9 protein-coding genes are annotated in these 12,556 nt (G+C 43.9%); 3 read left to right on the top strand and 6 right to left on the bottom strand.

Annotated elements, in window-relative coordinates; genetic code table 11:
* Window positions 1-42 precede the first annotated feature (42 nt).
* The 3 genes from NE671_RS04070 to NE671_RS04060 form a co-directional block, all read right to left on the bottom strand.
* Complete coding sequence (locus NE671_RS04070; RefSeq protein WP_173740202.1) at window positions 43-1,509, bottom strand: sensor domain-containing diguanylate cyclase; 1,467 nt, start codon at window positions 1,507-1,509, stop codon at window positions 43-45.
* 203 nt (window positions 1,510-1,712) lie between these two features.
* A complete protein-coding gene (locus tag NE671_RS04065) occupies window positions 1,713-3,449 on the bottom strand; it encodes an adenine deaminase C-terminal domain-containing protein (protein WP_173740203.1) in 1,737 nt (578 codons plus the stop codon).
* 15 nt (window positions 3,450-3,464) lie between these two features.
* Window positions 3,465-4,769, bottom strand: a complete 1,305-nt coding sequence (locus NE671_RS04060; protein ID WP_021650670.1) for an NCS2 family permease — start codon at window positions 4,767-4,769, stop codon at window positions 3,465-3,467.
* Window positions 4,770-4,883: 114 nt separating this feature from the next.
* Here NE671_RS04060 and NE671_RS04055 point away from each other — a divergent pair, with 114 nt between their 5' ends.
* Window positions 4,884-5,792, top strand: coding sequence for a LysR family transcriptional regulator (locus NE671_RS04055; RefSeq protein ID WP_059085489.1), 909 nt, complete (start codon window positions 4,884-4,886; stop codon window positions 5,790-5,792).
* Window positions 5,793-6,007: 215 nt separating this feature from the next.
* Window positions 6,008-7,390 carry an alanine/glycine:cation symporter family protein gene (locus NE671_RS04050; protein WP_173740205.1) on the top strand — a complete coding sequence of 461 codons (1,383 nt, stop codon included), beginning with the start codon at window positions 6,008-6,010 and terminating at the stop codon, window positions 7,388-7,390.
* A 107-nt stretch (window positions 7,391-7,497) separates the two neighbouring features.
* On the opposite strand, the gene NE671_RS04045 is transcribed toward NE671_RS04050, so the two are convergent.
* From NE671_RS04045 to NE671_RS04035, 3 genes are all read right to left on the bottom strand, one after another.
* A complete protein-coding gene (locus NE671_RS04045) occupies window positions 7,498-8,001 on the bottom strand; it encodes a gamma carbonic anhydrase family protein (protein ID WP_021650673.1) in 504 nt (167 codons plus the stop codon).
* Between the two features lie 100 nt (window positions 8,002-8,101).
* Entirely contained in the window at window positions 8,102-9,133 is a 1,032-nt protein-coding gene (locus tag NE671_RS04040) for a LacI family DNA-binding transcriptional regulator (protein WP_147603423.1), read from the bottom strand.
* 225 nt (window positions 9,134-9,358) lie between these two features.
* Entirely contained in the window at window positions 9,359-10,849 is a 1,491-nt protein-coding gene (locus tag NE671_RS04035; protein ID WP_015524474.1) for an AAA family ATPase, read from the bottom strand.
* A gap of 288 nt (window positions 10,850-11,137) precedes the next feature.
* On the opposite strand from NE671_RS04035, the gene NE671_RS04030 reads away from it, so the two are divergent.
* Window positions 11,138-12,511 carry an MATE family efflux transporter gene (locus NE671_RS04030; RefSeq protein ID WP_022426357.1) on the top strand — a complete coding sequence of 458 codons (1,374 nt, stop codon included), beginning with the start codon at window positions 11,138-11,140 and terminating at the stop codon, window positions 12,509-12,511.
* Window positions 12,512-12,556: the final 45 nt, after the last annotated feature.

Raw genomic sequence — 12,556 nt, 5'->3', positions numbered from 1 at the left:
TTTCCTTTTTTCTCTTCAGGATATCTTCTGTCTTTTTTATTGTTATTTATAGATCCGATAGCCATCCCTTCCGGAGCGTTTTACCTGATAAAGGGCAAAATCTGCTTTTTGATACAGTTCCATAAAGTTATCTCCATCCTGTGGTGCAAAAGCAATTCCTGCACTAAAAGTAAATGTATGCTCTCCCATGCCTTCCATACGGATCTCCCTGAGCTTTTCATGAAGTTTTTTTATTCTGCTCTCCATATTTTCCCGTGAACCGATATTACAGAGCAGGATCACAAACTCATCCCCGCCGATACGCCCGATCACATCCTGTTCCCGGAACTGCTCTTTAAGAAAACCTCCCAGCATTTTTAATACATTATCTCCCATGACATGTCCGTAAACATCATTCACTTCTTTAAAATGATCCATATCCAGGATCAGGAAGCCATGAAAGCCTTCCGGAGCTTTTTCTCTCAGAATAGCATCGATCACCTTCTGCGTATTCTCTCTGTTATAAACGCCTGTAAGCGCATCCTTCTGGGCAGAACGTACCAACTCTGCTTTCTCTTGGTTATTTCTTACAACAATGTACAGGAGCAGGAGCAGCACCAGAATACAGAAGCTTCCCATAAATAGGATTTCATAACCGGAAATGAATTCATAAGCCTGCTGTGCACTTTTTACAGGAATTGCATAACAGATCATCCAGTCATTGTATCCAAGAGGCATATATGCCAGATACCGGTCCTCTTCTTTTCTCTCTTTGAGACTAAGCTTCACCAGACCACTTTCGCCAACTTTAAAATCTTCCTGAATATCCTGAAGAGCATGCTTTCCTTTGAGATTTTTTTCTCCGTAATATTTAAAAAGATTGATTCCATATGTGATCTCCGTACCAGACGCCGAACCACTGTCAAAGGCAATGATCTCTCCATCACTTGTAGCCAGAAGACTGTTTCCCGCTCCATCAAAAAGATCATTAAAAAGCATATGGCTCAGCGCTGTAACATTACAGGATCCGCCCAACACACCGATCACTTTATGGTCTTTGTATACCGGCACACCTAAAACCACCCGCACCTTATGGTCCACACTGCTTTCCAGGGGATCGCTGATGGTCTGCTCTCCACTGATAGCCTCCTGAAAATATCTGCGATGAGAAACATTCTTGGTTACTCCATTGTCGTAGTATGCATCTCCATTCTTATCAATAAGAGCAGCCCTCTCCAGGTCTGTCTTTTCATAAATGGATATCAGTCGTTCTTTATTTTCTTCTGAAAAAAGTTCTTCTGATCTTCCCATTGCAGAGGCAATCTCATTCAGATATTGATAATTAATATCCAGTATCGTCCGCAAATGTTCACTTTGTCTCTGCACATTTATCTTCAATGTATTCTGAGAATTCACCTGTACAGCCCTCTGCACACACTCGAAAAAAATAAGAATCCCTGCTATAACCGCCAAGATAAAAACGCCGGTTGCCATAACATAATTTTTTAATTCAAAGTGATTCTTTTTCATACGTTTTCTCCTGATCTAACCTTTTTTGTCATGCATTTTTATTTTACCATGATTTTTGTTTTTTCTCTATAACAAAAAATCTGCAGATTCCAATCATAAGATTGAAAAATGCAGATTTTTTACAACGATATCTGATTATTATGCCTTATTATGCCGCCTTCCGCAACTCACGTCCGGCTTATATTGCTGCAATAAGAACAACGTTATTTATTTTTCTTTGTGTTTACGATCAGCGGAACAATTTCTCCTTTTTTTACATCCACCAGTCCCTTATCAGTCAGCTTCAGTGCCGGGCTTACCGGTAATCCAAGTGTTGCCACTGACATGATCGGATTATTATGCACATATCCCAGATCTGTAAGGCTTTTTCTTACCGCCTTCAATGCAAGGCCATTCTCCCTGATTGATTTTTCGGATAAAAGCCCACATACCGGAAGTGCAAGTTCAGAAAGGATCCTTCCATCTTTTACTGTCAGAAATCCCCCCTGCAGTTCCCGGATCCTATTTACAGCAAATAACATATCATCCGGAGAGCTTCCTGCCACAAAGAGATTATGATGATCATGAAAATATGTTGTTGCCACAGTTCCCTTTTTCAAGCAGGAGCCTGTAAGAAATCCATAGCCGATATTTCCGTTCTTCCCATGACGTTCCACCACCATAGCCAGAAGACATCCGCTGTTTTCCCAGCAGATCTTTCCAGCTTTCACCGGCATTTCCACCAGTTTTTCAGTAGTATGGGTACGATCCGGATTGATCTCTATCACACGAACCGTTGCATATCCTTCCTGAAAAGGAGCATTCACCTGAAAATCCTTCAGAAAAATCTCCGGAAGCTGTACACTCCGGTAAAAATCTGACGGAAATTCATATGTGGAAGCAGACAGCGGCAACTGCGGTTCATCCTTTGCATAAATCGGAACACCATTTTTGAATACAGCTTCCGGTTTAAGAACGGACGGATCTTTAAGCAGCATAAAGTCCGCAAGTTTTCCCGGTGCGATAGCTCCTCTGTCATAAAAATGCATCCGCTGACATGGTGTATATGTGGCACAGTAGATTGCCTGTTCCATCGGAAATCCCATATCGATCGCTTTCTGTACCACTGCATTCAGCGGTCCCTGCTCATACAAAACATCTGCCATAGTATCATCTGTTACAAAGGAACAATACTCGTAGAGCTGGTTCTGGCAGATATATTCCAGGATTTCCGGTTTCAACATTTTATCCTGGATCTCAAAAAACATTCCGTTTTCGATCCGCTGCTTTACTTCCTCAAGAGTATGTTCTGTATGATCACCATTAATACCCAGATAAAGAAACTTTGCAAGATCCAGATCCAGTAATGACGGACAGTGTCCCTCGATCACATATCCCGGATGGTCTTTTTTCAGATATTCCAGAAACCGGCTGATCTCCAGATCATTTTCCCGGATGATCTGCCGGTAATTCATGATTTCGCCTACACATACCACATCTTTTTCTTCCAGCAGATGCTTCATTGCACTGCAGTCAATGATCCCGCCTGTTGTTTCCAGCTTTTCACTGGTTGACGGAACGCTGCTTGGAATCCCGTAAAAAATATCAATAGGTGCATTCTTTGCCGCCGAGATCATTTCCAGAATCCCTCGGATCCCTTTGACATTGGCCATTTCGTGAGGCTCTGAAACCACCGTCGTCACACCATTTTCTCCTGCACATTTTCCAAAAAAAGCCGGTGTGGCCATAGAACTCTCAATATGCATGTGAATATCTGTCAGTCCTGGAATCATGTATGATCCCTTTGCATCGATCACATTGTCAGTCTGAAGATCCGTATCCTGTTTTCTGTCTATGTAATAAAATTTTCCATCTTTCACCGCAACATTGGCAGATATGAATTTCTTAAGATAGGAATTAAATACCTTTGCGTTTTTGATCAGCAGATGAACCTGCTCCATACCATTTCACCATCCTTAGATAATTGAATAAAAATACAACAGACAGACTGCTACCAGTACATACATGACCGGTTCAACCTTTTTGATCTTTCCTGCTGCGATCTTCATAACGAGATAAGCCGGAAGCGCCACGCAGATACCATTTGCGATATTATTTGCAAAAATCGTAAAGGTTACACATAAAAATGCCGGAATATACTCTGTAATATCCGAATAATCAATATTTCTCATAGCACCAAGCATATTGATGCCGATATAGATCAGCACCGGACCGGTTGCCGCAGATGGGATCACAAGAGCCAGTGGTGCCAGAAACAGCGAAAGTCCGAAGAAAATGCTTGTAAAAATAACCGTAAGTCCCGTTTTTCCTCCTGCTTCTACGCCTGCAGATGACTCCAGATAAGTAGTAAGACTCGGCATTCCAAACAATGCTCCAAAGCTTGTTGCAATCGCATCTACCTTAAAGCATTTATCAATACCCGGAAGATTTCCATCCTTATCCAGATAGCCTGCCTTTGCTCCCACTCCCAGAACTGTTCCGAATGTAGAAAAGAAATCCGGTACAAACAGAGCGATCAGAAATGGAATATAAGCAAAATTCAGCGCTCCCATAAAATCAACTTTCAGGAACTGATGGCCGATACCTGCCGGAAATGCAAAAATGGATTCCGGAGCATGTGTAACACCGAAAGGAATTCCTGCCAGAGTGGTCAGCAGGATCGCAAGAATCATACCACCCGGTATATTTCGTACCTTGATCACCAGAAGGATCAGAAATCCGATCACTGCTACGATCACAGATGGAGATGCAAGATCTCCAAAGGAAAGACAGTTTTTTGCATCATTTGCCACGATCAATCCACAGTTTTTTGCACCAAGAAGTGCGATAAACAGACCAATACCGGCACTAACCGCTTGTTTCAGGCTTACCGGGATCACACGTACCACGGCTTCTCTCAGACCAAAGAATGAAATTATGATAAAAAGAACACCACTCCAGAATATCACACCTGCTGCGATCGGCATACTTACGCCTTCATTGGTAATCATAGACGCAATAATTCCAACGCTTCCAAGTCCCGGAGCCAGAGCAAACGGTCGATTGGTAACCAATGCCATTGCACAGCTGGTCACAATGATCAGAATGATCATAGCTGTCAGAGTCGTGTGTTTATCATAACCGGCGCCTGCCAGAATATTTGGGATCGTGGCAAGCACATATGCCATAGTTACAAAAGTTGTCAGTCCTGCCAGAAGTTCTGTTTTTATATTTGTATTGAACTCAGACAGTCTGAACTGTTTTTCCAGCCAGTTTTTCATTTATTTTTTCCCCCTTGATATGATGATAGGATGTATTGTAAAATATGCATATCAGGAAGTCAAATTCATATTATACATAAAAATTATACCAAAATGGAATAATTGGAGGAAAACATGAACTATCATGAACTGAAGTACATTCTCTGCATTGCCAAATATCAGAATCTTACAAAAGCCGCACAGGAGCTTTATATTTCCCAGCCAACCCTGACCAAGCATCTCCAGAAACTGGAACGAGAAATGGGGACCAAGCTGTTCAGCCGCAGCGGAAACAGCTATACACCTACCTTTGCGGGCCGCAAATATATGGAGTATACCCGAAAGATCCTGCAGATACAACAGGACTGGGAAAAAGAGCTGAAAGATCTTACAGAAAATAATGAAGGAGAACTGAACGTTGCTTTCCCACTGATGAGGAGTACCTGTATGGTTCCTCAGATCATGACCTCTTTTTTTCAAAAATATCCTAAAGTAAAGGTCAATATCCTGGAAGAGGCATATTCTATCCAGGAAAAACTTCTGCTCAATGATCAGCTTGATTTTGGCATTTTCAATGAAGTACATAAACACCCCAAGCTGGAATACGAACTGCTGAAAAAAGAAGAAATCCTTCTGATCATGCCTCCGGAGCACCCATTGGCTGCTGCCGGCAGTGTATCCACTCACGGCATATACCCGAAGCTTGATCTCTCACTTCTGGCAGAAGAGCCTTTTATCCTGCATTTTCCGGAACAGACTACCGGACAGCTTTCGCTGGAAGCATTGAAAGCTGCCCATATCAAGCCTTATGTGCCAATACAGAGCCGCAACACAGAAACCTGTGTCAAACTCTGCATGCAAGGACTTGGTATGTGTTTCACCCCGGAAACCTATGTTCAAAATATGGACCTCCCTGTAAAACCAGCCTGTTTTTCCATTGGTGAAGATGGCGTCTTCAGCACACTGACAATTGCATACCGAAGAGGTACCTATCTCCCACAGTACGCCCGGGATTTTATATGTACTGCGAAGAAGGTCCTGTAGTGTTTTGATCAACATATATTGAAGCAAAAAATCTTCTGTTCAGAGGGAATATTTTTATTGCATTATTCTGAATATTCCTGTATAATTGACACAATAATCAAAACTTAAGAGCGTAACGTACAAGGGCGTACAGCACATATTTCCTATGTCTGTACGCCCTTGTGCTATTTCTGCAGTCCTGCGATATTTCGCTTTGAGAAAGGGAGGAGATTTCTATGATGAATGCAATCGGAAGTGTGATAAACCAGATCGACAGTCTGGTGTGGGGCTGGTGGATGATCATTTTACTTCTGGGCACCCATATTTTCATGACCATCCGTACCGGTGTGATCCAGCGTAAGATTGGTACCGCCATTCGCCTGTCTGTCACCAAAGATACCAATGCGGAAGGTGAAGTCAGCCAGTTTGGCGCCCTGACAACAGCCCTTGCTTCCACTATTGGAACCGGAAATATCATCGGTGTCGGTACTGCCATTGCTCTTGGTGGTCCCGGTGCAGTCCTCTGGTGCTGGCTTACCGGTGTCTTCGGAATCGCCACCAAATACAGTGAGTCTCTCATCGCTGTAAAATACCGCGTCAAAACCAAAGACGGCCGTATGCAGGGTGGTGCTATGTATGCCCTGGAGCGCGGATTAAATATGCGCTGGCTTGGTCTGATCTTTGCCTTTTTCGGTGGCTTTGCTTCCTTTGGAATCGGATGTGCTACCCAGGTCAATGCCATTGCAACGGTATGTAATGAGAACCTTCATATTCCGCCGGCAGCGATCGGCATTGCTGTGGCAGTTCTTACTGCCCTTGTTATTTTCGGCGGGATCAAATCCATCGCCAATGTATGTGAACGTCTTGTTCCGTTTATGGCATTTTTCTATGTGATTGGATGTATCATCATCCTGGGGATCAATTTCGATTTTATCATTCCCGCAGTAAAAACCATCTGCAAATTTGCTTTTACCCCTGGTGCTGCTGCAGGAGGTCTTGTAGGACGTGGTATCATGATGGTCATGCAGTATGGAATCGCAAGAGGACTTTTTTCCAATGAATCCGGTATGGGTTCTGCCCCCATCGCCGCTGCTGCTGCACAGACAAGAAATCCGGTTCGTCAGGCTCTCGTTTCCAGCACCGGTACATTCTGGGATACCGTTGTGGTATGTCTGATGACCGGTCTTGTTCTGGTAACCAGTGTTATGAAAAATCCTTCGATCGACATGGGAAATATCACTGATGGCGGTGTTCTTACTACACTGGCTTTTCAGCAGATCCCGGTTCTTGGTCCTGTGATCCTTGTAGTGGGTATCATTTCCTTCGCATATTCTACAGTCCTTGGATGGGCATATTATGGCGAGCGGTGCGTGGAGTATTTCTCCGGCCAAAAGGGACTCATCCCCTATCGTGTGCTATACATTGCGGTAGCTGCCATCTCCCCTGTTATTTCTCTGAACCTGGTATGGACCGTAGCGGATATCCTGAATGCACTGATGGCTATTCCAAACCTGATCGCAGTATTACTGCTCTCCAATGTGATCGTAAAAGAGACTAAAAAATATATTAACGATCTGGATGCACGGGATGACACACCGGTGGAAGTGATCGATAAATAAAAAAACGATAAATATAAGCATTTTATATAACAAAGTTACAGCTCCGACTACTTCTCATATTACAAAGCAGTCGGAGCTGTCCGTTTACAAATGTCTTCTTCACTTTTTTATAATACATCCTGCGCTTTCATCTCTTCGGACACAGCAAGATATTCTTTGCTGTTTTCCACGATACCAAGCTTCTCTTCCCAGGTAAGGTTTCGTTTGATCCTGGCCGGACTTCCCATTACCAGGGAGCCATCCGGGATCACCGTATTTTTAGTCACAAGGCTTCCGGCTCCTATGATACAGTCGTTTCCGATCTTTGCACCATCCAGGATCACGGCTCCCATTCCGATCAATGTCCGGTCTCCGATGGTACATCCATGGATCACCGCATTATGTCCCACAGTAACGTTGTTTCCGATATGGACCGGCATGTTGTGGCTCACATGAATGGTACAGTTTTCCTGGATATTTGTTTCTTCTCCGATCACTACCGGCGCATCATCTCCGCGGATCACCGCATAATATAATACACAGCTGTCACGGCCGATCGTTACATTTCCAAGGATCACAGACTGCTTTGCAATCCTGGCACCTTCTGCGATCTTTACATTTTTATAATTCATTTTTCCTCCTGAATCTGCTTTTTTTCTGTACAGAACCTTGGTATATAATCTGACTATAGACTCCGTGCACAACAGCAATTTTAATGTTTATACTGACTTTTTAACCCATATTATATTTCGTCCGGATCACAATATCTGTATACTGGTATTCCTTTTCCGGTGCCTTGCTGTCAAAGAGAAGCTGGAACAAAATAATCACCGGAGAATGTCCCTGTACAGCCGCATCCTGACCGATAAGGAAATTGATCGTCCCCTCTTTCAGCCATTTCAGATTTTCTTCCAGGAAATCATTGGCGATCACATGCATGGTTTTATCCTTTCCAAGCTTCTGCAAGGTCTGGCAGACACCCTTTACACCATGACCCGTAATATAGATCCCGGTCAACTCCGGATAAAGCTCCAGAAATTCTTCCACGATCTTGGATGCCACCCATTCGTCATCATAAGAATACCTTATATCCACGATCTCGATTCCCGGAAAGCTTTCTTTAATCTCTGTCGTAAATCCTTTCTGCCTGCTGATCAGACCAGGATTGGCAACCTGTCCGGAAATTATGGCAACCTGCCCGTTTCCGCCTGTCATCTCCCCCATCAGGCCTGCTGCCGTACGACCGGCCTGAAAGGTATCCTGTCCCACAAAGCATAACCTTTTTGTATCTTCCAGATCCGCATTAAAGGTAACTACCGGAATTCCATACTCTTCCTGATACTGATTGATCCTCGCTCTCAAAAGCTGATCTTCTGATGGAGTCAGCGCGATTCCATTAAAGCCCTCTTCCCGGAGTTCTTCCATTGCAGCCATTACTTTTTCTGGTTCCACGCCCTCGATCTCATAGATCTTTACTGTTCCGCCAAAGCTCTCCACTTCTTCTTTTGCTTCCAGGACTCCCTTTAAAACCTGCTGCATAAAAGGAGTCTCCATATACTGAAGGATCACACCGATACGGATTTTCCTCTTTGCCATGGCAAGGGCACGACCGGCACGGCTGGGCTGATATCCCATCTCCCGGGCGATCCTTTTGATCCTTTCCTCTACTTCCGGGCGGATACGACCTCTGTTGTTCAGTGCCCTGTCCACAGTGCCTCTTGAAACTCCTGCTGCTTCCGCAATCTGTTGTAATGTTACTGCCATATTTTACCCTCCAAAACCTCTCCTGTGTGCTTTGTGTTCACGCGCACGCTCTTTTGTCTCATTATACACATTTACACTTTCTCGGGCAATCCCTGATTTCATTATTTTTATAATTTTCCTTTACGATCAGACAGGCCCGGCATAAACAGGTGCATTCCCTCAGCCAAAAATGCTTCCGAAAAAATCTCCGGAAGCATTTTTATCATTGCAAAACAGATCCCTTTGTCAGTCCAGAAGCTCCTGTACCATCTCGGGGGTAAAGGTTACAGCCTTCACATGATCCACCTCGATCTGATACAGGGCATTGGCCGCAATATGCTCCGCAGCCTGCTCCAGATCACGGATTCCTGTGGTATCTTCAAATTTCTTAATTACTGCGTCCAGCGCCTCATCCGTTACGATACATTCTTCCTGTTTCAGGCTCATGCGTTTTAAAACCTTAGGAAGTGCAAATCTGGAAAAGATGATCTTCTTTTCCTCCGGTGTGTAATCCGGAATATCGATCACTGCAAAACGTGACATCAGAGGTGCGCTGATCTGTGCCTTATCATTGGCTGTGGCAATAGGATAGACACCAACTGTCGGAACCATACATTCCATATAGTTATCTGTAAAACCAAGGTTATCCAGCAGTGTCAGAAGCACGTCTGCCGGATTTCCGTTTCCTTTACCTGATGCAGCCTTGTCAAGCTCATTGATGATAAATACCAGATTGGATTCTCCTGCCATGGAAAAAGCCTCCATGATGATTCCAGGCTTGGCATTTGCATAAACACGAGAGCTTCCTGTAAGCTGTTCCGGATCATTGATCGAACTCATATCCAAGGTTGTCCACGGCATTTTCAGGATTCTTGCAACTGCATAAGCGATCTGAGATTTACCGGTACCTGCAGGTCCTACAAGAAGCAGTCCGTAAGCAGGAAGTGTATGAGTACGGTTGATCTGAATGATCGTCTCAATGATCCTCTGTTTTACACGCTCCATTCCATAAAGCTCCTCATCCAGGATACGGCGTGCTTCCTTCGGATCAATAGACTCAAAATAATTATGCTTCCACTGAATATTCATCATGATGGAAAGTGCTCTCTGGGCATGGCGTCTTTCCTCCTGAGAAACCTCATGAGAACGGGCAACTGCCAGATTTCTTCTTGCCCAGAGACGGATATTATCCGGCATAGTCTTTCCGGCACAGTTCATAAAGTCGGTGATACTCTGAATACTGGTAAGCTTCATATCGTCACCGTCTTCTTCCTCCTCATCATTCTCATTTTCTTCTGCCGGCGCACTGCTTGCAAACAGACGCTCGATCATAAACTGAAGAAATCCGTCCTCAGCAGAAAGCTTGGTGCCTCCGCCAAAAGCGATCTCACGGATTTTGTAAACAGCATATCCTTCCTCTGTGTTCTGTCCGGAAAGACGGATGTTGATATGATTTTCTCCGAGCCATTTGATCAGGCTTGTAAAACGGGAATCGATCTTCAGGATGTCTGCCGGAAAAACACCGTCCTCTTCCTTAAACTCAAATGCAGTCTGCTTCGCAGGATTGGAAAAATATCCGCAGGAATGATGTTTCCACTCTCTTTTGCTGTTATCCAGGATCAGCACCGGTTTCTCCGGTGTGGCTTTTGTTTCATTAGAACGAAATGTTGTATATGTGCACTGGCTTTTTGTCTCTTTTTTATCTGCCGGTGCTGCGCTGAAATCAAAAACTGGCATATTTTTTACTCCTCTTTCTCTGAAAAATATCTTCATTCAGTTTATCATGGATTGGAAATCTCAACAACTGCTGATATGGTTTTTTATGCATTTTTTATTCATTTTTTGTATTCGTCATTTTCCCGTAAGTTGTTTAAACAGTTCCACAGTTTGCCGATTGACACTGCCTATAAACTATGTTATCGTGCAATCATGTCTGCTTTCATTTTTACAAAAGCTGACACAGTTACCATGTATGTGATTTACTGTTTTTCACGTCATTGTAATTGTATTTTTTTGGAGGAGGAAATGAGAAATCAACTTTCACAGCGGGATGATTTTTATCCACAGATCGTTAAGCTTGTCATCCCCATCATCATTCAGAATCTGCTAAGTGCAGCGGTCAATTCCGCCGATGTTATCATGCTGAACTTTGTAGGTCAGTCATCCATCTCCGCAGTATCCCTGGCAGCGAATTATTCCAATGTCCTGTTTATGGTTTATTACGGTCTTGGTACGGGAGCCACCCTGCTTTGTGCCCAGTATTATGGAAAGGGAGATTACAAAGCCATTCAGATCATCGAGGGAATCGCTCTTCGTTTTTCCATGATCATCTCTGTTCTCGTGGCACTCGTTGCATTTACCATGCCACAGATGATGATGAAACTGTTCACCAACGATCCGGAGCTTCTGGCCATTGGTTCTTCCTATATCCGCATTATGGGTATCACCTATATCTGCTGGGGTATGACGGAGGTTTATCTGGCTGTTCTTCGAAGCATTGGACGGGTGACTACCAGCATGGCGATGAATATGCTGGCCTTTGGACTGAATATCCTTTTGAATGCGACTTTTATCTTCGGATTGTTCGGAGCACCCAAGCTTGGTGCTACCGGTGTGGCTATTGCTACTGCACTTTCCAGAATGATCGAGCTGATCGCCTGTTTTATTGTTTCTGCTTTCAGCAAAAATGTCCGACTGGATCTCCGATGTATGTTCACAAAAAACAAACTGCTGTTCAGTGATTTCGTGCGGCTTTCCCTGCCGGCTCTTGGTAATGATATTTCCTGGAGTATTGGTTTTTCCATGTACTCTGTGATCCTGGGGCATCTTGGTACGGATGCGGTTGCTGCCAATTCTCTGGTTGTAGTAGTCCGTAATATCGGCTCTGTTTTCTGTTTCGGTATTGCCAGTGCAGGAGGTATCCTTCTAGGCAATGTTATGGGGCAGGGCGATCTGGAACGTTCCAGGCGTTATGCTTCCAAAACACTGAAGCTTACTGTTATTGCAGGTTTTTTGGGCGGACTTATCGTTCTTGCCATCACACCGTTTGTAATGAGATTTGCGTCCCTGACACCCACTGCCATGCATTATCTGAAATATATGCTTCTGATCAACAGCTACTATATTATGGGGTCTGCCGTAAATACAACCCTGATCGCCGGTGTGTTCCGAGCAGGTGGTGATACAAAGTTTGGTCTGATCTGTGATACCATTGATATGTGGGTATATGCAGTACCCCTTGGATTCTTCGCTGCTTTTGTACTGAAGCTGCCGGTTATGTGGGTGTATTTTCTGCTCTGTACGGATGAATTTGTGAAGTGGCCATGGGTGATCAAAAGGTATCTCAGTGGGAAGTGGGCTAAGAATATTACCCGCGAGAATATATTTGAAAATAAATAGAATACAGAAACATTTTAAACGGCTGGAATCTGCGTTATTTTCAAA

Source organism: Blautia sp. DFI.9.10 (genome assembly GCF_024461705.1).
Classification (GTDB): domain Bacteria; phylum Bacillota; class Clostridia; order Lachnospirales; family Lachnospiraceae; genus Blautia_A; species Blautia_A fusiformis.
This window is presented reverse-complemented; position numbering and strand designations above follow the sequence as displayed.

What these genes read in the sequence shown, in the direction of transcription:
- NE671_RS04045 (WP_021650673.1), bottom strand. Translation starts at nt 8,001, where the DNA reads ATGAATTATAAAAATGTAAAGATCGCAGAAGGTGCCAGGATTGCAAAG.
- NE671_RS04065 (WP_173740203.1), bottom strand. Translation starts at nt 3,449, where the DNA reads ATGGAGCAGGTTCATCTGCTGATCAAAAACGCAAAGGTATTTAATTCC.
- NE671_RS04055 (WP_059085489.1), top strand. Translation starts at nt 4,884, where the DNA reads ATGAACTATCATGAACTGAAGTACATTCTCTGCATTGCCAAATATCAG.
- NE671_RS04030 (WP_022426357.1), top strand. Translation starts at nt 11,138, where the DNA reads ATGAGAAATCAACTTTCACAGCGGGATGATTTTTATCCACAGATCGTT.
- NE671_RS04035 (WP_015524474.1), bottom strand. Translation starts at nt 10,849, where the DNA reads ATGCCAGTTTTTGATTTCAGCGCAGCACCGGCAGATAAAAAAGAGACA.
- NE671_RS04070 (WP_173740202.1), bottom strand. Translation starts at nt 1,509, where the DNA reads ATGAAAAAGAATCACTTTGAATTAAAAAATTATGTTATGGCAACCGGC.
- NE671_RS04060 (WP_021650670.1), bottom strand. Translation starts at nt 4,769, where the DNA reads ATGAAAAACTGGCTGGAAAAACAGTTCAGACTGTCTGAGTTCAATACA.
- NE671_RS04050 (WP_173740205.1), top strand. Translation starts at nt 6,008, where the DNA reads ATGATGAATGCAATCGGAAGTGTGATAAACCAGATCGACAGTCTGGTG.
- NE671_RS04040 (WP_147603423.1), bottom strand. Translation starts at nt 9,133, where the DNA reads ATGGCAGTAACATTACAACAGATTGCGGAAGCAGCAGGAGTTTCAAGA.